This is a genomic window from Enterococcus sp. AMC1251, from assembly GCF_058216535.1.
Genome location: NZ_CM177098.1, coordinates 2,736,852 through 2,762,110 on the forward strand (window position 1 = coordinate 2,736,852; position 25,259 = coordinate 2,762,110).

Annotated in this window: 22 protein-coding genes and 1 riboswitch; of the genes, 4 read left to right on the forward strand and 18 right to left on the reverse strand. The window is 34.3% G+C overall.

Annotated elements, in window-relative coordinates; translation table 11 throughout:
• Positions 1–9: 9 nt before the first annotated feature.
• The 8 genes from AC4BBR_RS12900 to AC4BBR_RS12935 all read right to left on the reverse strand — a co-directional run bounded on the left by AC4BBR_RS12900 (position 10) and on the right by AC4BBR_RS12935 (position 9,872).
• Complete coding sequence (locus tag AC4BBR_RS12900; protein WP_490459926.1) at positions 10–549, reverse strand: 5-formyltetrahydrofolate cyclo-ligase; 540 nt, start codon at positions 547–549, stop codon at positions 10–12.
• 98 nt (positions 550–647) lie between these two features.
• Complete coding sequence (locus AC4BBR_RS12905) at positions 648–1,568, reverse strand: alpha/beta fold hydrolase (protein WP_490459927.1); 921 nt, start codon at positions 1,566–1,568, stop codon at positions 648–650.
• 149 nt (positions 1,569–1,717) lie between these two features.
• Positions 1,718–2,437 (reverse strand): MIP/aquaporin family protein, encoded by a 720-nt coding sequence (locus tag AC4BBR_RS12910; RefSeq protein ID WP_490459928.1) that lies wholly within the window; start codon positions 2,435–2,437, stop codon positions 1,718–1,720.
• Position 2,438: 1 nt separating this feature from the next.
• Complete coding sequence (glpO, locus tag AC4BBR_RS12915; RefSeq protein ID WP_490459929.1) at positions 2,439–4,274, reverse strand: type 1 glycerol-3-phosphate oxidase; 1,836 nt, start codon at positions 4,272–4,274, stop codon at positions 2,439–2,441.
• Between the two features lie 17 nt (positions 4,275–4,291).
• The gene (gene glpK, locus AC4BBR_RS12920; protein ID WP_490459930.1) at positions 4,292–5,800 is read right to left on the reverse strand and encodes a glycerol kinase GlpK; all 1,509 of its coding nucleotides are present in this window, start codon (positions 5,798–5,800) and stop codon (positions 4,292–4,294) included.
• A 195-nt stretch (positions 5,801–5,995) separates the two neighbouring features.
• Entirely contained in the window at positions 5,996–7,468 is a 1,473-nt protein-coding gene (locus tag AC4BBR_RS12925; RefSeq protein WP_490459931.1) for an AcpB/EbpR/MafR family transcriptional regulator, read from the reverse strand.
• Positions 7,458–8,792 (reverse strand): FAD-dependent oxidoreductase, encoded by a 1,335-nt coding sequence (locus AC4BBR_RS12930; RefSeq protein WP_490459932.1) that lies wholly within the window; start codon positions 8,790–8,792, stop codon positions 7,458–7,460. The genes AC4BBR_RS12925 and AC4BBR_RS12930 overlap by 11 nt, the downstream gene beginning before the upstream one ends.
• A gap of 165 nt (positions 8,793–8,957) precedes the next feature.
• Entirely contained in the window at positions 8,958–9,872 is a 915-nt protein-coding gene (locus tag AC4BBR_RS12935) for an LCP family protein (protein WP_490459933.1), read from the reverse strand.
• A 197-nt stretch (positions 9,873–10,069) separates the two neighbouring features.
• Positions 10,070–10,238: riboswitch (M-box (ykoK) riboswitch) on the reverse strand.
• A 266-nt stretch (positions 10,239–10,504) separates the two neighbouring features.
• Here AC4BBR_RS12935 and AC4BBR_RS12940 point away from each other — a divergent pair.
• Positions 10,505–11,002: a DUF4303 domain-containing protein gene (locus tag AC4BBR_RS12940; RefSeq protein WP_490459934.1), complete on the forward strand. Its 498-nt coding sequence runs from the start codon at positions 10,505–10,507 to the stop codon at positions 11,000–11,002.
• 63 nt (positions 11,003–11,065) lie between these two features.
• Here the strand turns inward: AC4BBR_RS12940 and AC4BBR_RS12945 are convergent, their stop codons facing one another.
• Positions 11,066–11,461, reverse strand: coding sequence for a DUF4809 family protein (locus tag AC4BBR_RS12945; RefSeq protein WP_490459935.1), 396 nt, complete (start codon positions 11,459–11,461; stop codon positions 11,066–11,068).
• Positions 11,462–11,697: 236 nt separating this feature from the next.
• Here AC4BBR_RS12945 and AC4BBR_RS12950 point away from each other — a divergent pair, with 236 nt between their 5' ends.
• Positions 11,698–12,534, forward strand: coding sequence for a YusW family protein (locus AC4BBR_RS12950; RefSeq protein ID WP_490459936.1), 837 nt, complete (start codon positions 11,698–11,700; stop codon positions 12,532–12,534).
• A gap of 143 nt (positions 12,535–12,677) precedes the next feature.
• Here the strand turns inward: AC4BBR_RS12950 and AC4BBR_RS12955 are convergent, their stop codons facing one another.
• Positions 12,678–13,442, reverse strand: a complete 765-nt coding sequence (locus AC4BBR_RS12955; RefSeq protein WP_490459937.1) for an alpha/beta fold hydrolase — start codon at positions 13,440–13,442, stop codon at positions 12,678–12,680.
• A gap of 82 nt (positions 13,443–13,524) precedes the next feature.
• Positions 13,525–14,430 (reverse strand): hypothetical protein, encoded by a 906-nt coding sequence (locus tag AC4BBR_RS12960; protein ID WP_490459938.1) that lies wholly within the window; start codon positions 14,428–14,430, stop codon positions 13,525–13,527.
• A 341-nt stretch (positions 14,431–14,771) separates the two neighbouring features.
• Here AC4BBR_RS12960 and AC4BBR_RS12965 point away from each other — a divergent pair, with 341 nt between their 5' ends.
• A complete protein-coding gene (locus AC4BBR_RS12965; RefSeq protein ID WP_490459939.1) occupies positions 14,772–16,247 on the forward strand; it encodes a hypothetical protein in 1,476 nt (491 codons plus the stop codon).
• 207 nt (positions 16,248–16,454) lie between these two features.
• Here the strand turns inward: AC4BBR_RS12965 and AC4BBR_RS12970 are convergent, their stop codons facing one another.
• The 7 genes from AC4BBR_RS12970 to AC4BBR_RS13000 form a co-directional block, all read right to left on the reverse strand.
• Positions 16,455–20,057: a WxL domain-containing protein gene (locus tag AC4BBR_RS12970; protein ID WP_490459940.1), complete on the reverse strand. Its 3,603-nt coding sequence runs from the start codon at positions 20,055–20,057 to the stop codon at positions 16,455–16,457.
• A complete protein-coding gene (locus tag AC4BBR_RS12975; protein ID WP_490459941.1) occupies positions 20,054–20,413 on the reverse strand; it encodes an EF2685/EF0750 family sortase-dependent surface protein in 360 nt (119 codons plus the stop codon). Before AC4BBR_RS12975 ends, AC4BBR_RS12970 begins: the two co-directional genes overlap by 4 nt.
• 40 nt (positions 20,414–20,453) lie before the next feature.
• The gene (locus AC4BBR_RS12980; RefSeq protein ID WP_490459942.1) at positions 20,454–21,542 is read right to left on the reverse strand and encodes a WxLIP family cell surface protein; all 1,089 of its coding nucleotides are present in this window, start codon (positions 21,540–21,542) and stop codon (positions 20,454–20,456) included.
• Positions 21,543–21,567: 25 nt separating this feature from the next.
• Entirely contained in the window at positions 21,568–22,311 is a 744-nt protein-coding gene (locus tag AC4BBR_RS12985) for a WxL domain-containing protein (protein WP_490459943.1), read from the reverse strand.
• A 24-nt stretch (positions 22,312–22,335) separates the two neighbouring features.
• Positions 22,336–23,040 carry a WxL domain-containing protein gene (locus tag AC4BBR_RS12990; RefSeq protein WP_490459944.1) on the reverse strand — a complete coding sequence of 235 codons (705 nt, stop codon included), beginning with the start codon at positions 23,038–23,040 and terminating at the stop codon, positions 22,336–22,338.
• A 44-nt stretch (positions 23,041–23,084) separates the two neighbouring features.
• Positions 23,085–23,807, reverse strand: a complete 723-nt coding sequence (locus AC4BBR_RS12995; protein ID WP_490459945.1) for a WxL domain-containing protein — start codon at positions 23,805–23,807, stop codon at positions 23,085–23,087.
• 538 nt (positions 23,808–24,345) lie between these two features.
• The gene (locus tag AC4BBR_RS13000) at positions 24,346–24,546 is read right to left on the reverse strand and encodes a hypothetical protein (protein ID WP_490459946.1); all 201 of its coding nucleotides are present in this window, start codon (positions 24,544–24,546) and stop codon (positions 24,346–24,348) included.
• Positions 24,547–24,866: 320 nt separating this feature from the next.
• Between AC4BBR_RS13000 and AC4BBR_RS13005 the strand changes: the two genes are divergently transcribed.
• Positions 24,867–25,181: a hypothetical protein gene (locus AC4BBR_RS13005; protein ID WP_490459947.1), complete on the forward strand. Its 315-nt coding sequence runs from the start codon at positions 24,867–24,869 to the stop codon at positions 25,179–25,181.
• Positions 25,182–25,259 lie beyond the last annotated feature (78 nt).

Genomic DNA, 25,259 nt, shown 5'->3' on the forward strand with positions numbered 1-25,259 from the left:
GCGTTCCTCCTAGCTGATAAATAATCGTTTTACAGGTAAATCAAAAGATTCCACCTGCCAATTTTCCTGAATTTGTTCGCTAAATACCAAACTACATGTTTCACCTTGATAATGCTCCAAAAACCGATCGTAAAAGCCTCCACCAAAACCAATTCGAAACCCCTCTCGCTTAAACACGATTCCTGGTACAACCAATAAATCAATTTTTTCAACAGAGACTTCGGGAGCTGCCACAGGTTCATCCACACCAAATGCGGTTGTTTCAAATTCAGTTTCGGCTGTCACAGAATGAAACGTTAATTTCCGCTTATGACCTGTTATCGGCATTAGCATTTGCTTTCCTTCTTCCCAGCCTTTAACAAGCAGAATATGCGTATTAAATTCAACATCTAACGATTTAGTAATCGCAATCGTTTGTGCTTTCTTCCAACAAGGATCATTGAATAAAGATTGACTGATTTTCTTTTCTTTTTGTCTTTTCAATATTGGATGCTCGTGGAGCCACTTTAAGTTTGCCAAGCCTAATTTTCTTACTCTCGTTTTTTCCACATGCATCCCTCCCTATAATAAATCACTTTGATTTTTAACCTTATATTGTAGTTTATAGAAAAAACCACTAAATAGCAAACAAATTTCTAGTCTTTTAACTAAGAATTCAGTCTTTTTTTTAACCAATTGCGGATTGCTTTATACACCTGTTTTTTTTCACTTTCAAATAAAATTTCATGTCGTAGTTTTGCAAATAACACCAGTGAGACATCTTTAACATTCGCCTCATCCAACTCTTTTGCAACCTTCCTAGGACCTTTACCAAAATCGCCAACTGGATCTTGCTCACCGCTAATAATTAAAATTGGTAACTCTTGATTAATCTTCTGCGCCCAATCAGCACAATTTGCTCCGTCAACTAAACGAAATAACGTGTAGAAGCCATTGTTTGTGAACATAAAACCTGTTAAGGAGTCCTCTTCATATCGTTTCACATTCTCCTGATTTTTACTTAACCAATTAAACTTACCCACTTCTTTAAACTGCTTGCTAAATGAACCAAACGCTAATTGATCCAACCATTTATTTTGCTTTCCAGGAGCCGTTAAGTTCAGTCCTTTCGTTAAAGAAAGGGCTAACGGAAGCATTGCAGGCTTTTTACCCGTACCCATAAAAATAGCCCCACTAATTTTAGCTTCATATAATTGTAAATAATTGCGTAACGCAAATGATCCCATACTATGACCTAGCATAAAATGCGGCAACTCTGGATAGCTATTTTCAATCCATTCTTTGATCTGATGAATATCTTCTAGCACGAAACGCACTGGCTCAGCTTCACCAAAATACCCATGTTTTGGTGAAACTTTTGAAACAGAATCACCGTGGCCTAGGTGATCATGACCAACTACGATAAATCCCAACTCATTTAGATACTGCGCAAAGTCATTATAACGTTCAATATATTCCGCCATTCCATGAATGATTTGAACCGTTCCAATGGCTTCACCTATAGGCTTCCAACAAATAAAATGACTCGTTGTTTTTTGATCGGATGACAAAAAAGTACTATGCTCCATATCTTCCCCTCTTCTCAATTGATAGTATTTATTATAAAGTATCTTTCACAAATGAAATAGTCAAATGTAGATTTTCTTTATCAATTTATAGGCAATTAAAAAAGAGCTAAGAAAATTGCTTTCCTCAACTCTTAATTCTCATATGAAAATCAAAGCATCATCATATATATACCGGAAGCAACAACCGCACCAATTATAGGACCAACAATAGGAACCCATGAATAACTCCAATCAGAATGTCCTTTAGTTGAAATTGGCAATAATTGATGCGCTAAACGTGGACCAAAATCACGAGCAGGATTAATTGCATATCCCGTAGGTCCTCCTAAAGATAGACCAATAGACAAGATCAATGCCCCAACAGCCAATGGATTTAAGCCATCTGCAAAATTGTGTTGAGAAAATGAAAGTAATCCCAAAACCAAAACAAATGTGCCGATAACCTCAGTCATCATGTTCGCTGGATAATTACGAATCGCAGGTTCAGTAGCGAATGTCCCTAAAATCGCTCCTTGATCTTTCGTTACTTGCCAATGTGGTAAATAAGCTAACCAAACTAAAACAGCCCCAACAAGTGCTCCAAGTACTTGTGCTACAACGAACGGTAAAACTAAACTCCAATCAAAACTACCTGTCATCGCCATTGCAACCGTCACCGCTGGATTCAAATGAGCGGGGCCCATGTACCCTGCAACATAGACTGCAATCGTGACACCCATCGCCCAGCCAAACGCAATGACAATCCAACCCGATGCGGTGGACTTACTTTTTTTCAAATTTACTCCCGCACATACGCCATCACCTAAAAGAATCAAAATCATCGTTCCTAAAAACTCACTGAAAATCTGCGTCATATTTGAAGTATCCATTTTACTTCGTCCCTTCTTTCAATGTACTCAAGTCCGATTCTGCGATTAACTCGTTTAGATTTTTGGTATACTGCTCTATTTGTTTTTCAGACCAATTATGATAATGACTCATCTCAGAAATTACTCCTTGCTTCACTTCGTCCAGCGTATCTCTCATAAAGAGTAAGTGATTCGTTCTACGTACAAGATAATCGGCTGGTGTCAGAACCATTTCATTTTCTAATGCATATTGAAGAGACAGAGTCTCCGCTAAAGTCAGCCCTTTTACAGGTTCAGTAGTCGAAATGCTTTCAAAAAGAGTTGTCACATTTGAACCATATAAATGAGCAAGGTATTCTGCATCTTCTTGGCTCAATCCTTTTTTCACACCAATTTGGGCAAGATTGTTTAGTTCTGATTCTGCATTTGTTGCATCGATATTTCCTCCTGAAACGGGGTATGTTTTTGAATCAATCAATTCAATCATACAATGAAATTCTTCTTTTAAAATACATTGAATTTTTTTCATCGCACCTTCAGCCATTTTGCGATAATCCGTAATTTTTCCGCCTGAAAGTGTTAATAATCCATTATTTGAGCGCTCCAACAAACTACCTCGAGAAACAGCAGAAGGATTTTCTTTACTTTCAGCTAATGACTCTTCTATGTGGTTTAAGACATTTTCTACATCAAAACGTGTAGCTTCTTTATTTTGATATTTATCAACAATATCGATTACTTGATCGAAACTATTATCCGATATTTTGCCATTCATGCCGCCGTTATAATCCGAACCGCCATTTTCTGAAATTAGGGGTCTCAAACCTGCCCAGCTCGCTTCAATATCATCAATCGTTATGTTCGCTTTAGGGTAATGACTATTTACAATTTCTAACAAGTAATCGACATCTTCTTTTGTAACAGTGGGATGTTCGTAGTCCCCGATATAATCCGTATCCGTCGTTCCAAAATACGTTTTTTTCTCTCTAGGAACTACAAATACCATCCGTCCATCATGTTTTCCTGTATCAAAATAAGTAGGTTGGGGTACATGTAATTTACTACTGTCCACAACCAAATGAACACCTTTTGTTGGACGCATTTGTGGAACTAACTGTTCTTTAGTATCTAAACCTCTAACGTTGTCAGACCAAGGTCCTGTGGTATTAATGACAATCTTAGCCTTAATTTCAAATTTTTCACCTGTTAACAAATCTTTCGCTTTCACACCACTAATCTTGCCTTGATTGTTTTGGATAAAGCCAACTGCTTTGACTTTGCTAACCATCAAACCGCCATCAGCTGCAGCACGTTTTATATTTTCAATTACAAGACGAGCGTCATTATTTCTAAAATCCAGGTAAACACCTCCTCCTTGTAATCCTTCACTTTTTAATTGAGGTTCTCGTTCTAGCACTTCTTCTTTTGTCAGCGTATAGTTTTCATACTTTGTGCCAATTACATTTGCCAAGCGATCATATAAATCCATTGCTACTTTGACGGAAAACATATTAAATGTCGCTTTAGGCTCATCATAAATCGGTAATAGCATGGGATCCGGTTTAGGAATGTGAGGCGCTATCGTTTGAACAACCGCTCGCTCCTGAACCGTATCTGCAACAACTTCCACATCAAAATTTTTCAAATAACGAATTCCACCATGAACTAATTTTGTTGAACGTGAAGATGTTCCCTCAGCAAAATCCTGCATTTCAATTAGTCCTGTTTTCATGCCCGTTGCACTTGCTTGTAACGCCACACCAGCACCTGTAATCCCACCGCCAATAATCAATAAATCTAATTCTTTTGACTTCATCTTTTCAATTGATGCTCGTCTCGTTTGAATTGAAAATGACATACCATTCACTTCTTTCTTTATTTTGATTTATGTTTGAACATTTGCGTTGCAGCGACTGCTTGTTGCCAGCCTTCGTATAAATCATCACGCTCTTCATCTGACATTTTCGCTTCAAACACTTGTCCATCTTCATAAAACTCTTTTAATTCATCTAAATCTTTCCAAAAACCAACGGCTAAACCAGCTAAAAAAGCTGCTCCTAATGCTGTTGTTTCTAAATTTTGAGCTCTTTGGACAGATATATTTAAAATATCCGCTTGAAATTGCATCAATAAATCATTGTTCGCAGCTCCACCATCTACTTTTAACATTGGAATATCAATACCTGTATCCTTTTGCATCGTATCGATAATATCTCTTACTTGGTAAGCGACTGCTTGCAATGTAGCTTTGACAAAATCTTCTCTCGTCGTTCCTCTCGTTAATCCAAAGACTGCTCCTCTTGCATTAGAATCCCAATAAGGCGCACCAAGTCCCGTGAAAGCAGGCACAACATAGACTTCATTTTTGTTGTGTGATTCATTTGCTACAGCCTCTGATTCAGCAGCCGTTTGAATCATTTTCAAGCCATCTCTTAGCCATTGAACCGCTGAACCAGCCACAAAGATACTTCCTTCCAATGCATAATAAACTTTACCATTAATCCCATAACCAATCGTTGTCAGTAGATTATTATCAGAAAGCTGAGGTTTTTCCCCTGTGTTCATGACAATAAATGAACCTGTACCGTACGTATTTTTGACCATTCCAGGTTCAAAAGCCATTTGTCCAAATAATGCAGCTTGTTGGTCACCCGCCATACCTGAAATAGGAATTTCGCTACCGTAGAAATGATAGTTCTTCGTCAATCCATAAACTTCTGAATTCGAGGTTGCCTTAGGTAGCATTGCGCGTGGAATATTTAAAATATCTAAAATTTCTTGATCCCAATCTAAATCATGAATATTGAATAGCATCGTACGACTCGCATTGGAATAATCTGTTACATGGGTTTCTCCACCCGTTAATTTCCAAACTAACCAAGAATCAATTGTTCCAAATAATAGCTCTCCTTTTTCAGCTCGTGCTTGTGCACCTTCAACATGATCTAAAATCCAGCGAATTTTCGTTGCTGAAAAATAAGCATCCACGATCAAACCTGTTTTTTCATGGATCATATCCCCATGACCATCTTCTTTTAATTGATCGGCGATTGGTGAAGACTGCCGAGACTGCCACACGATCGCATTATAGATAGGTAAGCCCGTTTGCTTGTCCCAAACGACTGTTGTTTCACGTTGGTTGGTAATGCCGATTCCAGCGATATCAGAAGGTTTTACCCCTGATTCGATTAAAGCACCTGCTATTACTGACTGAACGGAATTCCAAATTTCATTCGCATTATGCTCGACCCAACCTGCTTTAGGAAAAATTTGTGTAAATTCTTTTTGAGAACTACCGATATTATTACCTTTCTTATCAAAAATAATTGCTCTTGAACTGGTTGTTCCTTGATCGATTGCCATGATGTATTTTTGTTCTGTCATTAGAATTCCCTCTCCTTCTTGAAACCGCTTTATATTTTATGTATTTATAATAATAGGAAATAGTTTCATAAAAACGTCATCTTTTTTTTTATTTCAAAAATAAATGAACGTTTTTCAAAATAACCTTTTCCTATCAATAAAAAAAGACCAAAAACAAAATAGCAACTCATTTTATATTTAGTCTTTTTATTCGATTTAACTTTTAGTATGCAACTCGCGGATTTTCTTCCTGATTTGATTGATATCATACATTGACCCAAGTTCCGATAACACATAAACCTCTTTTGCATAGCGATAAGTATGTGGCTTCATAATATTTGTGATCATCAAATCATACGATCTTTTTGAATCAAATGATTCAATCGTTAAACCATTCAAATTTTTCAAACTCAAGACTAAAACCTGAGTCATTACTTCCTTATACAAATGATCCATTTTTAAATCAATCCCGATCCGAGTTTCACCGACGATTTCAAAATCAATGATTGCCAGTACACTAAGATATTTCACCAATGACCATTCATATAAACTATTACCCGTTTGATACCTTTCCCCAAAGCATTCTAAACTTTTATCTAAAAGAATCCGAGAAAAATCCGCCAGCTGGTGGCTAGAAAGATGCTGTTCCTTTTGCCAAATATTCTCTCGGTCAAACAATTCCAATTCACCTTTAAAAAAATACAATCGACTATGAATTTGCGAGAAATAATAAAAAATTTTTTTCTCTAATTCTGGGAAAAATTTTTGCGGACGATAATACAAAATTACATGCTCTAAGACAAATGTATCTGCTAATGAAGTTGGTGTACGCCTACCTCGAATTAAATTATACATTGTAAAATCTGACTCGGATAAAACAGACATACTCATTAAAAAAACAAAGTGCAAGAGACTCTCTTCTTCATCAATTTCAAGCGGATATCGGCTAAAAAAACGTAAGACAAACGAACGCAAGGTTTTAAAAAAAGGATCTTGTTCATACATCTGACGTTTAGCATATAATTTTTTAAATATTTTTGATTGAACCACAATTCTTTTTTTACTAATCGTCAACCATAAACTAATTTTCAATTTGCTATGTTCCTCAAAAGAAAGAGATAACGCTTTTTCCAGTGCCTCAATAATTCTAGTGTTTTGAACTGTTAATGTTTTTTCTTGATGTTGCTCATAAGGAGTCAAAAACCAATATATTTGAAAATAGAAATAACGAATTTGCAGTTCTTCACCTTTTAATTGACCATTACCAATTTTAAGTTCAAACTCTTCTAATAAGAGATTTAGTTCTTTGATTTTTCGAAACAAAGAAGACTCACTGATCATAAATTTGGTGGTCAGCTGTGCAATAGTAAATTCACGATAATGAAATAAGTAATCGATCAACTGAAACTTGATCGACGCTCGAACATAATCATCCAAAACTTTACTGATCGAAAACTTATCTGACATATGAATTGCTACGCATTGACCATCATAAAATAGCTTGCAGTCTCTGTCATAAGGCTTTAAGTAATAACCTAACTCCTTTAAATCACTTTCCAAAGAAGCCTTTGAAATACCTAAATAATCGAGCAAATCAGTATCCGTAATACGGCCACCAGCGATGATAACTTTCTTTAAAATCCCAACTTCTCTCGCTTCTTTTCTATCTAATAATTTCTCAATCTTCATCTGCAACACTCCGCAAACCCTCAAAAGCTAATTGGTTGGTAACATCAATCACATTAGAATAATACGGATGATACAAAAAATCTTTTTGATAAAACTCCTCAAGTGTTTGGCCGACTTGAATTCCAAGCGCTAGTGTATTGATTTTCTCTAAGATATCCGCCTTTGAAACCAATTGGGCTCCTAGTAATCTATGACTATCTCTTTCAAAAATAATTTTTCCCTGTATTTTTTCACCGCCAGAAAATAAAGAACTTTTTTGCTGAACATGAGCAACAGCTATCGGTTGTGTATAAAATAGCGCCTCTGCTTCAGTCAAGCCAGTACTTGCCACATAATAATCCACAAGTTTTGTTCCGATTGTACGAATTGAGCCGATAAAAGGCGTGGTGGGTTCTACAAGATTTTGAGCCACCACTAATCCAGACCTCACCGCATTGTTTACTAATGGAATGTAAAAGGATTCTTTTGATAAACTGTAAGGAACTTGAATACAGTCGCCAATCGCAAAAATATTCTCTTGAGAGGTTTGTAAATACTCATTCACTAAAACTGTTTGATCCGTATGCATCTTGATGTGCTCATCTAGATAGCTTAAATCAGGACGGACATTCATAGCAAAAATAGCGCTATCACAGATTAGTTGGGATTTTTTCGTCTCGATGAGAAGCTCTTTCTCTGTATCTATTATTTTTTCAACCGTCTCATCAAAATGGAAGACAACGCCACGAGAAACCATTTCAGCTTGAACGGGCTGAATCATTTCTTTATCAAAATACTTAAATAATAAATAATCCATACGTTCAAAAAGATGCACGTCTTTCCCTTTTTTCAGCAACGTATCTGCTGCTTCTGCACCAATTTGACCACCGCCGATCAAAGCTATCTTAGTACTACTTTCCAAATGTTCGATAGCTTGTAGCGCCCCAGGTAAAAATTTATATTTTAAAACTTTTTCGGAATCACTACCAAGAATTTTTTGAGACCATTGACTAGAGCCTGTAGCTAAAATCAACTTATCAAATGACATAAAAAATGCTGATTCTTGTTTTTCATAAGTGAGGATATGTTGTTTTGAATCGATGCTAACTACTTCTGAATTTAACATCAAACAAATACCATTATCTATTAACTGTTCTTCTGAAATAAACTTAGGTATGTTCAAAAGATCAATCGTTTCATTAAAATAAAGACTAATTCCTCCAGGCAGATAGCCAATTGTACGTTGCTTGTCGATTAAATGAATTTCCGCTGCGGGATGTTTTTTTCTGATCGACCAAGCAGCGGAAACCCCGGCAAATGAAGCACCAATGATCACGACTTTCACAATAAAACCTTCCTTCTATAAAATAAACCGTTTTCTTAAAGAATAGCACACGCTAGATCACAACGCATAGAAATAAGCCGATATATTTTACCAATTCAAAAAAATTCGCCTACTCACTATAAAAATAAGAGAGTAAACGAATCATTTTTATTATTTAATGACGTTTTATTGATCTTTCAAAAATGCCTTAATCGCCTCAGCATTCTTTTGTTCATCAAGCTCGATTACACTTCCTGATTCAGTATAATCATTAAAGTTCCAAGAATCTTCAACTGGAACGGAGAGTGATTTTAAAGGTTTCACTTTCCCAGTAAGAAAATCCTTTGCTATATCAATTAATAAACTCGTCGGCACATTTGTATCGATTTTTCCAACCATTTTCCCAGCGACTTGAGGTAATTCCCAAATTGGAATTAAATCTTTAGACTGCTCAATTAGCGCATCCATCACTTGTTGCTGGCGTCTGATACGACCAAAATCGCCTTCTTCATCCATTCTAAAACGAGCATATTGCAATAAACTATTTCCATGCAATATTTGTTCTCCTTTAGGAATATCCACGCCATCTAAATTAATCTCTTTTTCAGAGTCAATCTTGACCCCTTTAGGATAAAGCTCATCAATAATATCACTAAATTCTTTAAAGTCTAAGACAACATAATAATTGATCGGCAAATCAAAATTCATCTTCAACACATCTTTTGTCATTTGTGCACCACCATATGCGTATGCAGCGTTTATTTTATCTTGCCCGCCATCTGGAAATGTTACATAACTATCTCTCATGATTGAAATCAGTTTTGGCTGTTTCGTTTTCCCATCATAGTGACCGACCATCAACGTATCTGAGCGACCTTGATCTTCATCATCGTCTCTAGAATCATTCCCAACAACCATAACCGTCAGCTCTTTATCACTCGTTTGTTCATCACCAGTAAAATTTTGATTTATATTAGGAAGTTTGGATCCACTTTTTTCTTTTGCCGTTTGAAATGATACTGCTGCATAACAGCCTGCACTCACGACTACAAGAAGGGTCGATAACAAGACAATTGTCACTATTTTTACAGATTTTTTCATTGTTTATTCCTTTCTAAACATAAAAATTGATTAGACTTGTTTCATATTTAAAGCAAAGCGTAGTATAGCACATGAAACTAATTAGCTCCAATTTTTCTTAGATAAAAGAAAAAATCCCTCACCAAGAATACTCAGCGAAGGGATTAGATTACAGGAGAAGGTAAACACATAATATTTCATGGATTTACAATTTAACCAGATCTTCTCTTCGTTGAGTTTTAGCACTATATAACGTAAAAAGCATTGCTTTTAGCTACTTTGAAAAACGCCTTAATTCGACGAATCTTGTCCTACCCGTACCTGTCTTTCGACATTTCTGAGCAGTAGCTTGTGTTTATATAGGAGCCTCACCTAACAAGTATTTAATTCAATTTAAACTATAAGCGTATCGAATCACAAAGTCAAATTAAATTTTAGCTAAATAATCTAAACTCATAACGATGCTTTTTAATAGAACGCTCTATAATTGTACTTTAAATAGAAGCGGTATATAATAACAGATACTATTAAATAAAACAATCTTTATATTTTCTTAAAAAACAGCTATCTTATTATAAAAATCAACTTTAGATAGACATTCATACTACTATCTGTTTCAATGTTTAAAGGACATAACATACGGAGGATGCAAAATGGACTATTTTTTAGAAAAGCAGCAAGAATTCTTTTTCAACTTTTTGACAGATAGCATCGATAACTTTTTATTAGATCATCCTGATGAAACGTTTTATGCCTTTGCTTTAGACTGCAATATTCATGAAGAAGGTGAAATCAACCTTTGTTTTAATACTGTGGAACTTTGGCAAGAAACAACGAATTATTATATGAGTAAGGGCCATAGCAAATCACAATTAGAAGATACGAAATACAATTCTAGAGACTGGGATGAAAATCAGCGCTTTGCTTCTCTGCACTTGTTTGATGATTGGGTAGAAGATGATCAAGATATCCAAACGGTTCTTGAGTGGCTTTGCCAGCAAATCATCCTTTTAACTGACAGTGAAACATACTTACGAATCCCAAAAACAGAGGATTTCAAGCTATTGGTTTACGATCATGATGAGAGTCCTTCTGATTCGCAAGAAAGATTTGAAAAAGTAGGGATGTCAGAACTTTTTCAAATAGAATAACAAAAAAGCAGGTCGGGACATCACTCTTACTTCGTCCCGACCTCAATTTTTTTACAAACTTGTCTAATTACTAAACGCTAATTTCTCCACATTGAAAAGAACATCCAAGATTTCATTCACTTTTTCTGTTAACTTTTTTTCATCTATAATTTGATCTTTTGTTTCAATTGTCACTGCATTATTCGAATAAGTCAAAAAATCATATTCTTCTTTAAGCGTAACTTGATAGTCATCTTTTTTATATAACGTATAATCATCAATAACATCCATCAGATAGTCTCGTGTATATCCATTTTTTAAAACAATCGCCGTTATCAAAGAATTAACTGTCAATACCTCCAAAGGAATGACCTGTTCATCTATTGTCAATGTGTAATTTTCATCTTCAATAATTCCGCAAGCATTACAGCCTCCATCTAACAAATTCACCGTTTTATTAATCGTTGCTTTTTTCATCATTACAGTTCCTTTCTACACTTCTCTTTACTTCTTTACACATTATATCAAAAATCAAAACATTATGAGTCAACTAACTTAATTCAATCAATTTTCTCTTTCATTGCCTACTCATAATAATAAAAAATTTCAAACATTATGAGAAATCACTCATTTATATTTACTTTATATCTACTTTGGATAATAATATAGGCAAGCTACTATTCATAAAATAGTAGCAAAAAAGAGGAGGTATTTTTATGAAATTTTTTAAAGGTATGATGGTTGCAGGATTAGCAATCAGCTTATGTTCCGCTAGTTTGGCAGTGGTGTCAAACTCAGCAGACGCAGCAACAGTAGTGGAGTCAAATTACAATAAGACAGTCACTTTATTCAATAAAGCGGACATCTTAACGTACACAGGGTTATCGTTAACCAGTTCAAATGTATCGTCTGTATACAGTGAACTTGTTAAAGCAAGTACTTGGGAAGCAGCTGGTTATTCATCATCAGATGCCACTGTAATTGCAAGAGATTTCAGTAGAAATTACTACAAATCAGTAAACTTATTACAAAAAATGACGTACCAAAAAGAGTTACATCTTAAAGTGATCTTGATTACGAAAGGGTATGTAAAAGCAGAATTCGGCTTACAATCATACTATGTTCCAGAAACGCCTGTAGTTCCTGAGAAACCCCAAGAACCTGAAACACCTACTGATCCAGAAACGCCAGAAGTTCCAGAAAAACCCGAAACGCCTGAAACACCTGTTACTCCTGAGCAATCCGATTTGAAAAAATTAGAAATTCAAGTAACCTACAAAACCGGGCAACAAGTCCAATTACAGTATCAAGTAAATTCAAACGGCACGATCAAAGCGCAATACCAAGATAAATCGAATAAAATTCAATTACAAGGCAGTGCTGCTGAAGAAAAAATCGAAGGTATCATTGCTGGCTTAGATCTAAAAAATGGTAGTGAAAAAGAAATCACTTCACATATTTTAAATAAACTAGGTAAAGGTACAAGCTACAAACAATTCCAATATCAAGGGCAATTTAACGACAATACACAAGTTAAATTTAAACTAAAATAAGCAATCCACAAAATAAAAACTAAGTGCCTGAAACACCATCCGAACAAAACATGAGAAAAGCTGAAATTCACCAATCTTAGCAAAGTAAGTTTCGCGAATTTCAGCTTATTTTCTGGGGTAGATCACTTTTGTTTGAGTTCGCTTTAACAATAAATTAATTCCTTTTCAAAAAAATCAGCAACGACCTCCATCATCTCCCCTTTGACCAGATGTCCCTCACCTTCACCAGTAATAAATCGACTACGTTTGGCATAAGACTCACTTTGAATCACTTGGTAAAAATTAGCCATATCCTCATAAGGAATTTTAGAATCTTGTGTCCCATGCCAGAATAAAACTGGACGCTGTGCTAACTTTTCAGGAACTTTTGAAAGATCATACTTCGCAACCCAGCTAAGCAATAAGGGCAAATCATATGGTACAAAAAAGTCCATTTCCACTGACCGCTCCATCACTCGATCAATATAACGCTGCGGTGCTGGTGTTCCCATCAGGCAAGCAGCTATTTTGATTTCTGGATGTTGAGTCAGCAAAGCACAGGTTGTGATTCCTCCCATCGAGACACCACCAACGCCAATTTTCCCTCCTTCGATCAACTGCTGTCTCTCAAAATGACGCACCAACTGGGTAAACTCAATAATATTGTATTGAATACTCGACCAAAAAGTTACTGACGGGATTGGTGAGATCGGTCCTGTTTTTCGTTCACCATGGTTCATTGCATCCGGTAAGATCACACGTATTCCTTTTTTCGCTAATTTCCGAGCTTGGGTCAGTGACAGTTCTTTCGCCGATTGCCAACCATGATAATATATCACTAAAGGCAACGTATTATTTTTCTCTTCCTCTGAGACAACTTCCAGAACGGGAATCTTTTTGATGTATCGATGTCTAACACTGATCTTCATGCTAATCACCTCCTATTAACAGGTCTTATTTATTGACGTGTATACTTTTAGTTAAAATTCACTATTTTTTTTAGATAGTATCTTATTGTTTATACTTTTTTCGTCTCTTTAAAAGTACTCTCAAGCGAAGAAGTGCCAAAAATAGCAAAAATACAGCGAATATTCGAATAAAAATAATGACAATCATTCCAAAAGAATTCTCTTTACGTTTAATGACTTTCTGATTTTCTTTTGCTGTCTTCAAAACTTTTGGTGGAACAGGATAATTGGTACTTCCTTCTTTTATAATATCACAGGCATCGGCATAATTTCCTAATCCATCACTTGCTCTAAGATACATTCTCCCCTCAATACCTTCTCGATTTAAATCAATACTAAATGCACCATTTTTATCTACCACCCCTTCCTGGTAATGGTACTCATCATTATCTGTGTAGAAAAGTTCAATGTGATAAGTATTTTTTAATGTTGGTGTTATGACCTCACCAGATATCGTTTTATTTTCTTTATTAAAATTCACCTTTGAAAAGAACGTTGTTGGCTTATCACTATTAACTAAATATGGAACATTTTTGTAATGATAAATGACTCCTTCTTCTGAAGTAAAACATAAATCCGTTGTATAGATACCTATTTTATCAGTTTTAACCGGATCTTTCTCATAATACATCTCTTTGATCTTAATCTCATCCCGATAAAAAATCGTTTCAATAAATCCACCATAACTATTCGTTGGCCCATTCAACACAAACGTTGCAAAACTCATATATGGACTGTTTTTAAAAGGAAATTCGAGATAAACCTCTTCTTTTTTCTTCTTAATCCTTGTTGTTTTCCCATCTAAAATTTGCTTTCGAGCATACTGACACGATAATTCATTTGAATCATCGAATTTTGATTCAGTAGAAGATTCTCCACTTTCTTCTCCATGGCAAATAATAGGTAAAAATAGAAATAGCAAACTAACAACCACCATTATTTTTTTCATGAAAAACTCCTTTAATACTTTCGTAACACAATCGTAACACAAAAGACATCTAATGGACATCTTTTAGATATTTTTAAGTTTTTCTTAACCATTAGCTCCCCTACTTAAATTTCTTGTTATTCTACATACACATTTTTCATTTAATCACAAAATAAATTTATTCAACTACTTGAAATGCCATTCGATCTTTATCCTGAAAATGAAATATTTCAAAAAACTCACTTATTTTTATTCATACACGCATGTATCAAATTCCTTTACTTCATTACAGAAATTAGATATATTTTATTTAAATATAAAAAAAATAATAATTTTAACCAAAAAATAAAGAGAGGTTGAAAATGAAAAATAAAAATAAAATAATACTTTATGATACAGAAGTAAGAACTAAATTATTGATTTTGGATAATTTAGTAGATAATGATTTTATTGTTACAATCAATCAATTAAAACACACTACTTCTTTTTCAGAAATTACATTAAAAAAATACTTAGACTTATTAAAATTAGATATGAAGAATGTCCATCCATCTGCTATGGAACTTTCGTATGATAGCAAAGTTGTTTACTTTAAAATTAAAGATGCTGAACAATATATCTATTTAAGAAATAGTTTAGTTCAAAGCTGTACATCGGTGAAATTAGGAATTCTACTGATTTTAGGATTTGAAATAAATGTAACTAATTTTTGCATTGAGAATGATGTAAATATCGCTACGTTTCGTCGCAGATTGAAAGCTCTTAGAATAGAATTTTCTGCCTATCAACTAAAAGTCATCTCAAAAAATGGTGTCCTAAATTTAACTGGTGACGAATCCACTATTCGAAAATTAGCATACTATGCTTTAACAGAAGTCTATCTAGGACAGCCTTGGCCATTCCAGCAATATATTGATTATGATACACTAAAAAACGATTTTCTTAATTTTTCAAAAATAACAATTGATAACGATATTTTTTTCAAAGAAATCATTTTTGATTTAGCTATTCAACTGATACGTATTCGTAACAACCGATTGATAGAATTAACGTCTGCTGTACTAGCTGAAGGCAAAGAATTATTTACTCACTTTTTTGAAACAACTCGTTCATTTAGCATTTTTACGCGTAATTATAATCACGAAATTTCATTTTTTTTGTTTAATCTTTTAAGTTATGATTCATTTTATTACACTAAAAATGCTTCTTTTACATTTGAAATTTTTCGTGAGTACAGTCTCCGTCTTTCAGCTCTTGTAGACTCTGCTACAACTGACTTTCTAGAATTAATTTCTGAAAAAGAGATTGATCAATTAACAAAACTAAAAGGATATTTATATAGTATTTATTGTGAACAAATGATTTATCCTAACTGGCCGGATAAATATATTGAAAAAAGGTTAAATATAAACACGCCTATTTTAGAAAATAAAATAGAGCATCTTTTAGAAAAAGATATTGACAGTACACAAAAAGAAATTTTTCTAAATACCTCTTTACTTAAGAAACGATACAAATTTCTTTTCGGGGAATATAGACCTTTTCCCTATTTTGAAAGAGAAATACGGTTAGAAATTATAAATTTGAAGTCAGAATTAGAAAAATCAATGGTTGAAACGCTAATTACTTATTCCTTTAGCCATTATTACAAATTACTTTTTACTAATGAAGCTGTTGATATCACGATCAATACAAATTCTACTTTAAGCTTTTCAACAAATATATCTGATAAAAATCAAACGGCATTTATTTGTTATCTAAGTCCAGAATTAAATGGACGTGATATAAAAACATTACATGATACATTTGATGAATTTCTTAAAAACAGCTCCTTATAGCATTGAAAACTTAATAGTTACCTTTCATCACAAAAAATAATTCATTGACTATTCTAAAATAAAATTAGTCTGTAAGAATCGAATAATTATCGAATCTTACAGACTAATTATTTTTCTACGCCAGTTTGTACTTAATCTGATTAACTTGACCAGATTGATGTAATTAATCAAACAAACGCCTTTCATACTTTTATATTTGAAAATATGTTATTGTGTGGCCTCACTGGTCAACGACCAATTAATGGTAGTCTGATATTTTGTCTTAGTCTTTGCTGTTCCCCTTGGGATACTAATAGTTACTTTCGTTGGATCCCATTGATAAGTACTGATATTTTTTCCAATACTATCATTACCAGCATCATGTGCCCCAAAAAGAGTAGCACTTGTTCCAGAAAGAATAGATCCTTCTTGAGCTATCATTTTCGAGTTAGAACCATCCGTATCAACAGAACCTGTCACTTCTGAATTATAAATGGTCCCTTTAGGAATAGTCAATGTTGTTCCTTTTAACTCATTTCCTTGATCGTCTTTAAAGGCTTCTATTTGCTCAGCTTTAACACTCCAACCATTACCATCCGAACGATTATCCGATACTTGAATCCATTGCTTATCTAACGGCTGCCCTTCGGTATTAGTACTTAGCTTTGCTTGATGTGTAGTAGTAGTATAAGAAAATGGTATACTTCCAAAGTTAATAGAAGATGGTGCATAATCTATTCGTAATGATCCTGTTGCTCCAGTTCCACTATTTTCTGTTCCTCCAGGTGGAGGTGTTCCAGCGCCTGGATTGTCGGGATCTACTGGACTTGTCGGATTTAACGCCCCAATTGTAACCTTCACTGTATACGTTAATCCTCCAACAACACCTGAATCTGTCTCTGATAAACTAAAACGTAAAGAATAATCCCCCGCACTTTGAGATACAGTTGAAAAATCATAACTAATTTTATTCGTTAAGTCTGTTAAGATACCACCTATAAGTGAATAAGCGGAAGCATTTACTTTTCTTTTTAATAGCTCTTCAAATTCAGTTTTCGATAAATCCTCAATTTCAGTAATTTTTAATGTAACGTCTTGACCTGTCAAATCATGAGATTTATCAACAACAGTCAATTTAGTTGGAAAAGTTGCTTCATTTCCAGCTACATCAACTGCTCTAATTGTTATATCGTATTGCCCAATCACAGAAAGATATTCGCTTAAAACTTCTTCTGATTCTAAATAAGAAGCTACTGGTTTGCCATTAGGATTAGAGTCAGTTAAATTAGGAACAAAACTTTTAGCATCTGGAATATCAGAATTAACCAATACCATTTGCTCAATAGCTGTCGCAGTAGGTGCAGTAGTGTCCAAAACAACTTTTTTATCCGTGTCAGATTTACCATCTAAAAAAGCATAAGCTGTAATTTCATTTCCAGCTACGAATGGATTCTTATTCCCATTTGGTACTTCAAACTCAAACTTACCAGATGAATCTGCTTGTGTCGTAAAGTTTTTTGTATCACTCCCTGATAAATTTTCTGCTGGATTAGGGATTTTATTATTTTCTGCTGGAAAAGAACTATAGCCACCAGCTACAACTTCATCCACTAAACGAACATATGCGCCGCCTTTGGTCGTCCCTCTTATAATTCTAGAATTTTCATCATTTGGATTATCGACTGGACTATTGTCAATGGAGACTGTCACATCTGGAATAAACTCAAACACTAATCGTTGAAATCCAATTGTCGGACCTGTTTTAAAATTCGTTTTGAAACTTTCAGCAACTCCTGCCGTTGTAGAATTCCCCTTGAGATTTGCTGATGTTACAATATTACCTGAATAAGGAATTTCAAGTCCGTACATCGGGTTCCAGTCAAAGTCTGGTTTATCATCAACTAGAGCTGAAGAAGTACGTTTCCATGCTTTTATATGTTGAATATCTATTAAAAATTTCCCAGCGCTCCCACTCATATTAATTAGAGAACTCGTCGCATCTGGATTTTCAGTAAAGCCAAAATCTACAAATTTAGCATCGAAAAACTGAAAAGTCGAATTCGAACCGACTGAAAAAATATTTCTAGCTTTATTTGCAGCTAACTTGAAGGTTCCCAGTCGTTTAATTTTAAATGTAGCATAATTACCAACTGAAACGACATCATTTAAACTATTTGTTCGCTTAGATGAATGAACATTTAGGGTTGCATCTTCCCCCACAGTAAAGAGCGTGTTAGCAGAGGCCGTCCCGCTACCTAAGGTAATTAAGTTCGATTGGTAACCTGTTGCTTGCATGTCTAAAATTGAGCCTGAGTCAACCGTTAATTTCGCTTGTCCACCAACATTTAGCAATGGATTGGTTCCAGTCCCAGTATTTGTCATATTTAATTTCATTTTACTATTATTGACAATATTGAATTCAGAACCAACCGTTGGTAGACTAATGGCAGTGGCACCAGCATTTTTATCCTTAATATTCATCTCAATGGAACTACCACTATCTAAATTAAAGGTCCCTTTTCCATTAAAATGGATTAATCCATTATTTCCAGAATGAGAGTCTTTATTTACATACATTTTGGCGCCATCTTTCATGGTAAAACTACTACCCGCTGATTGAAACCAAAGAATTCCAGCGTAGTCCCTGATACCATTTCCTGGGTCTTTATACGTATAGGTTACTTCTGAATTTTTTTCCATAATAAATTTTGAAGCATATCTCGTACTAATACCATACCCTTGAATCCCTTCACCATAGCTCATCTCTTTATTTGCCGCCATCAAATTCAATTTAGCATTTTCTTCCACAATTACATTCCCAGCTGCAGTTAAATCAATGTTTGTACCATTATAGGTTTCAAGCGTTGTTACAGAATCAGCAAAGAACTCAATATTTGAAGATTCAAAGTTTTGCTGCCCATTATATTGTGTATATACTATAGTTCCATCAATAGGAGAAGTATAGCTTATCGTTGAAAATCTACTAACAAAATCCCCAGATATTTGTACAGGCAACAATGCTGAACTAATTATTTGTGTTCCGTAATCATTCACATTATGAAACTTTAATATTGAAGTAGATGCAGTTGGTAGGATTGCTCCAAAATAATTGGCGTGATACATATTTAGATTCTGTATTGTTACCTCTGAATTTACTCCTGAAATAGTTGAAAGGGTAAGCTTAAAATCAATTAACATCCCGTTCCCTTCCAAAATAATTTTTCTATTCGCTCCTCCAAAATAGCTATTGTTTGAGACCGCAAAAGATTTCATAACACTAATTCCTTTAATGTTAGCATTCCCAATAGCAGCAATAAGCTCTGTTTCATTTCGTACTAATGCAATTTCACTTGAATTTAGTGTTCTTAAGTCGCTTTCTGCTGATCTGTATGCGCTTGTAACGCCTGCCTTCGGTAAATGAGGATAAGAATATTGAGCTAAATATTGTTCTAGTGTCATATTATCTGGAAAATCTGCGGATACAACCATCCCTTCAGCCAAAACTACACCTGGTTTTAGAGCTTTGCTATTTTCTATAGCTGGTTCTTCTATTTCTGGTTCTTCAGTCGTATTAACGATCGATTCTTCGGTCAAATGAACTGAAGAATCATTCGTTCTTTGACTTTCAATTGATTCGGTAGTGACAGTCGTTTCATCAGTTAATTCTTCTGTCATAATTGTCGTAGATTCCTCTTCATTTCTTTCATGTTCAGATGTTATTAATGAAGAACTACTTAGTGTTTCTTGCGCACTTACAATCGAAATTGGTATTATAAATTGAACACTTATAAAAAGAACAGTTAATAATAATGTAACGTTTTTTTTATTCATTTTATTACCTCTTTTTTTGAATAAGCTAATCTTTTTCTACTTACCATAAAAAATGTAGTTAACATTAATAAAGTTAACCCTAAATGACTCAATATCAGATTTGAACTAGTATTCGTTTGGGGAAGAGTCTTTCTAGCACCATTACCTTCATTGTAGTTATTTAGACTTGAATTCCCTTGAGGACCGATTGGCTGATTCGAATCAGCAATAGGCTCTTCAGCCCATCCGTCTAAGACAAGGGAACCTTTCGTAGCAACCGTAGTAGATCCATCATCAGCTAATGTTTTTAGTGGGAAATTGAGTAGAAAACTCCCACACAACATTATTCCAAATAATAAAGAAAGTATTCGTTTCATTTGTTTCTTCCTTTCTTCCTATGGCCTGTACCCCTTTTACTTAGATTGGCTTTTCTACGTCGTTATTTTTCTTTTTTCTTTTAAAGAACCATACTAAACAAACGATAACAATCAGTATTCCTAAAATAATTAATCCATACAACCACCAAAGAGTCGGTTTTTTAGGATCATTGATTGCAGCATCATTAATTTCTTTGACTTTATCAGATGTAATGGTAAAGTCTTTTGTCCATTCCCAAGTCTCAGACTCCCATTTTGGATCGTCTGTTGTCGCTGTCATTTTTAATGTGTAATCCCCAGCTTTCATCTGCTGTTCACCTAAAAATATTGGGAAAGGAAAATTAGAATTGGGTGCCATAATCATATTTTGTGCATCATTTTTATATAAAACGTCAAATGTACCTTTTTTCATAACTTCAGCAGAAATTTCTAAATTAGAGACGATTGCTGGCTTGTTATTTTGAATATTTGCATTTATTACTTTTCTGTAATTATTTAACCCAACTGTCACGTTTAATAAATTCAGATTGGGTTCTTCAATTTCTTTATTTACAGTCAATTTCACAGCCATCGCATAGCTGTATTTATTCTTAATCACAATACCTTCATCATCTTTGTCTTTTTCTGCTTGACCTAATTTTTCAAAGTACCAAGAGCCCAAAATAACACCATCTGGCACATCCTTTGGGACTGCAATTGTTGCACTAATTATTTTATCAGAATTAGGTGGAAGTGTTGTTTTTATATCTGAGGCAGTAATTTCTCCAATATCTGAAAACTTGTATTTCAAACTCTTATCGGGTTTTTCTACCTCAGATGTATAATTAATTTCTCCATTTTTATTCGTCGATGTAGTGAAAAACTGGGATTCGATAATTATTTCTTCATCGGAAGGATTTATTAACTTTGCTTCAATTGTAAATTCTTCCCCAGGTTTCACTGACAAATCATAAAATGAACTAGAGTTATTCAGTTCATTTTCTGGACTTACTTTTTGCACACTATAGCCTATAGAAGAATTCTTTTCAGCTTCGTTTTCGTTATCCGCGTATGCAATTGTTGCAGTTACTTGGACAAAGGAAAAAATGAACAATCCAAGCGCTATTAACTTTTTTTTCCATCCGATCATATTTAATCATCCTTTAATTGTATAATTAATTCATTGGTGTCGCATTTAATACCCAATTAATTGTTGAAGTAAATGTTCCTTTTTTCGCACTACCAGCTGGAATAGAAAGTTTTTCATCTGCCGCTTCCCAAGAATAAACAGTTGTTCCTTTACCTACTAGATCTTCAATATTATCTGCAGCACTAAATAGCGTGCTTTCAGTTGTTGAAATTGAATGCATTCCTTCAAAACCGTTAGCTTCACTTGTTTCACCTAAAGTTATATTCGGATCTGCAATTGTTGCATTAGCAGATAAATTGTTTCTTGCTGTACCAGCAGGAATGTAAAGTTGCGATCCTTGTAATGTATTTGTCCCATCCGTAAACTCTGTACGACTCATACTAACTGACCAGCCGCCTAAATCATCACGATTGTCTGTTACTTGAATATAGTGCTTTATTCCAGCAGCTGCATTAGAATTGTACGTACCTTCGCCATAGCTTACCACGTGAGTTCCAAAGTTAAACTCATTAGGGATCACGTCAAGAGAAAGTGGTCCATTTGCTCCTGTAGTTGAGTTATTTGGATCTGGTAAATTAGGGTTTGGTTTTGTCGGATCTTCTGGATCTTTCGGATCAGTTACCCCTGTATTGTCTGTAAATTCAATTGCAGCCGTTCCTTTTGCAGGATTTGCTTCTGTACCAATTTCATCCGCTAAAGCTTGTTTTTCAAAACTCGCTGTTAACATACCTAGAAAAACGACACTAAATAAAATACTCAATTTCTTCATTTTTATTATCCCCATTCTCTATTTTTATTGATAAACTTCTGTTGCTACTACCCAATTAATTGTTGAAGTGAATGTTCCTTGTTTTCCTGTATTTGCAGGAATCGTCAATACTTCTTCTGATGCATCCCAAACGTACGTTGTCGTTTGTTTACCAACTTTTTCTTCACCTGTTGCTCCAACAACGCTTATTGCTGAAGATTCACCTACAGGAATGCTAAATTTACCAGCTGTAGATATAGTTAGATCCTCTTCAGAAGGTGTCTCACTTAATGAGTTGCGTGCTATACCAGCTGGAATCGTGAATGTTGAGCCTGATAGTGCGCTTGTTTCATTCGTAAATTCTGTACGATACACTTTTACTGTCCATCCATCGGCATCATCACGATTATCCGTTACTTGCAGATAATGATTCCCTGTCATGCTAGACGCATAATCTTTTTTACCCATACTTATTTTATTTGAACCAAAATCAAAACCACTTGGAGCGACATCTAAAGAAAGAGGACCCTTTGCACCAGTAGTAGAGTTATTCGGATCTGGTAAATTAGGGTTTGGTTTTGTCGGATCTTCTGGATCTTTAGCACCTGTAGCATTATCATTTGCTTCAAACGTAACTGTTCCCGTAACTGTTGCAGAATTTCCTGCATCTTCTGCTAAAGCTGGAGCCGCAAAACTCAAACTTAAAGCACCTAATAAGATTGTACTAACTAATAAATCAACTTTTTTCATGTTGTTTCCTCCTATTTTATCTAACTATCTATTATTTAATCCTCTTATTGCATGATTTCTGCTGTCAGAGTCCAAGTTACTGTGTTCGTATAGTTACCTGCTTGAGCTGTATTAGCTGGAATCGTTAGACTGACATCTGCTGCTTTCCAAAAAGAAGTGCTCGTTGCTTTTCCACCTTCATTTATTGCTTTAGAAGCAAAAATTGTTTGTTCGGTTGTATCAATTTTTACTGCCTCTGTCGTCAATTTTGAATCTGGATCAGTCGCAGGAATATTTAATTCATTCCGTGCAATCCCCTCAGGAATATTGATGGTTGTTCCAGTTAGCACCTTATTCCCATCTGTTAAGTAGGTATCTTGTTTTACTTTTACTACCCAACCAAAAATGCCAGCGTCTCGATTATCTGTCACTTGTAAATATTGGTTTTCAATTGGATCACCTGTTTCCTTCTCTGCATCGGCATTTACCGCTGAGTAAGTGTGTGCTGAAATGTACATTTTTTGAGAGCCAAAATCAAAAACTGCTGGTGCTACATCCAATGACAATGGACCTTCATTTGCAGTACTCAGTCCTCCATTATCACCTATACTTCCTGGTTTCGTTGGATTTGTGGGATCTTTAGGATCAGTCATATCATCGTTCACTTTTAATTCAATTTGACCAGGAGTCGTTGCAGCGGACTCTGCTTTTACAAGTTGCTCCCCAGCAAATAAAATTCCACTAAGTAAACCTGCGGATAAGATCGTTAAATAAAGATTTTTCTTCAATTTGATTCCTTCCTTTCTAAAATGTTAGAAAACTACTATAGAATCCACCTTTCCTCTTTTTTATATAAATCTCTTATTTCTTCCATAAATTAATTAAAGAAATATATAATTATGAGATTTTTAAAAATATAAAAAGAAACAATAACATTAAAATAATAAATGTGTATACAGCCAAATAATAAAGAATTGTAACTATAAGATACTGATAAAACTTTAATTATTAAGACTATTTACAATCCTCAATCCTCAAAACGACAAATGTTAAACGTATCGTTAATACAATTATATATCTTTTTTATATATTTTTGCGCTCTTTTTTTATAAACTAAAGATAATAAAAGAACAACCATTATATAATGAATATAATTACTAATTTTGGGAAAATAGACACTATTTTTAAATCGCCTACCGAAAAAACAAATAAATTTATTACCTATGCGCACTAATTTCTTAAAAAATCGCTAGCCTTTTATATGACAATGAACGTACCTCAAAAATCTAACTTTTTAGGGTACGTTCATTTTTAAGTATTTTTTTCTTACACTACTTTAATACTGTCAGCAGATATAGTATCTATTTCTAATCTTTGAGCACCAATCAATAAGAATTGCATAAATGAGACAGAATCATATTTGCTTATATATGGATATTTTGAAATTTTTCTAGAATACTGTTTGATTATCTCTAAAGCACTAGCAACATCAGGTATATCCCAATCATTATTAGCGAAATGATCCAAAACTTTTTTTCCTGGATATTAGCCATATCATTAAATCCTAACAATTTTATTAAACAAGTTTAACAACTATTTTCTAAACTTCGTTGACGTAAATAAAGATTTATTCTACACTTTAAACATACTTAAACAAGACATGAATATTTTGATTAAAAGCTTTACTGGAGATCTGCTGATATAATCATCGTATTTATTAGTTGTCTTTTTAGTTGTTAAACTTGTTTACAAGAATACCATTAGAACCTAAATTCTACTTTTCCAGTGGATATGTAGCCTTTTAGTCTAATTATTATTCTTGTCGACTTAGAAAGGTTGACTTAATAGTGAATCTATATGAAAAAATTAAAAGACTATCAAAAGGAAGAGGATTTTTCGTAAGGGAACTTAAAAAAGAGGAATTATATCAAGAATATCTAGCCAATGCTGAAACTGGAATACTTATGCTGCCAGGTATTATAATTGTGAAATACATGGAATCTAATATATCTTTCTATAAAATAGCTGAGAACTTAAAAATGAGCAATGCAGCACTCTACACAAGCTTGTTCAATTTTGTATACAGCAATTTAATCACGATTTCTTGTATACTTCAAAGCGAATCAAGAGATTCCAATCTACTGGAAACAAGCAGCATATAAATGTTGCTCTTTCAGGATTTGGATCAAATGTAAAGAAACAAATTATTTTAGACTATGAAAATTCTATCTAAGGAGTAC

Coding starts and splice junctions, on each gene's coding strand:
- AC4BBR_RS12905 (WP_490459927.1), bottom strand. CDS start 1,568: ATGGAGCATAGTACTTTTTTGTCATCCGATCAAAAAACAACGAGTCAT.
- AC4BBR_RS12910 (WP_490459928.1), bottom strand. CDS start 2,437: ATGGATACTTCAAATATGACGCAGATTTTCAGTGAGTTTTTAGGAACG.
- glpO (WP_490459929.1), bottom strand. CDS start 4,274: ATGTCATTTTCAATTCAAACGAGACGAGCATCAATTGAAAAGATGAAG.
- glpK (WP_490459930.1), bottom strand. CDS start 5,800: ATGACAGAACAAAAATACATCATGGCAATCGATCAAGGAACAACCAGT.
- AC4BBR_RS12925 (WP_490459931.1), bottom strand. CDS start 7,468: ATGAAGATTGAGAAATTATTAGATAGAAAAGAAGCGAGAGAAGTTGGG.
- AC4BBR_RS12935 (WP_490459933.1), bottom strand. CDS start 9,872: ATGAAAAAATCTGTAAAAATAGTGACAATTGTCTTGTTATCGACCCTT.
- AC4BBR_RS12940 (WP_490459934.1), top strand. CDS start 10,505: ATGGACTATTTTTTAGAAAAGCAGCAAGAATTCTTTTTCAACTTTTTG.
- AC4BBR_RS12945 (WP_490459935.1), bottom strand. CDS start 11,461: ATGATGAAAAAAGCAACGATTAATAAAACGGTGAATTTGTTAGATGGA.
- AC4BBR_RS12950 (WP_490459936.1), top strand. CDS start 11,698: ATGAAATTTTTTAAAGGTATGATGGTTGCAGGATTAGCAATCAGCTTA.
- AC4BBR_RS12955 (WP_490459937.1), bottom strand. CDS start 13,442: ATGAAGATCAGTGTTAGACATCGATACATCAAAAAGATTCCCGTTCTG.
- AC4BBR_RS12960 (WP_490459938.1), bottom strand. CDS start 14,430: ATGAAAAAAATAATGGTGGTTGTTAGTTTGCTATTTCTATTTTTACCT.
- AC4BBR_RS12965 (WP_490459939.1), top strand. CDS start 14,772: ATGAAAAATAAAAATAAAATAATACTTTATGATACAGAAGTAAGAACT.
- AC4BBR_RS12970 (WP_490459940.1), bottom strand. CDS start 20,057: ATGAATAAAAAAAACGTTACATTATTATTAACTGTTCTTTTTATAAGT.
- AC4BBR_RS12975 (WP_490459941.1), bottom strand. CDS start 20,413: ATGAAACGAATACTTTCTTTATTATTTGGAATAATGTTGTGTGGGAGT.
- AC4BBR_RS12980 (WP_490459942.1), bottom strand. CDS start 21,542: ATGATCGGATGGAAAAAAAAGTTAATAGCGCTTGGATTGTTCATTTTT.
- AC4BBR_RS12985 (WP_490459943.1), bottom strand. CDS start 22,311: ATGAAGAAATTGAGTATTTTATTTAGTGTCGTTTTTCTAGGTATGTTA.
- AC4BBR_RS12990 (WP_490459944.1), bottom strand. CDS start 23,040: ATGAAAAAAGTTGATTTATTAGTTAGTACAATCTTATTAGGTGCTTTA.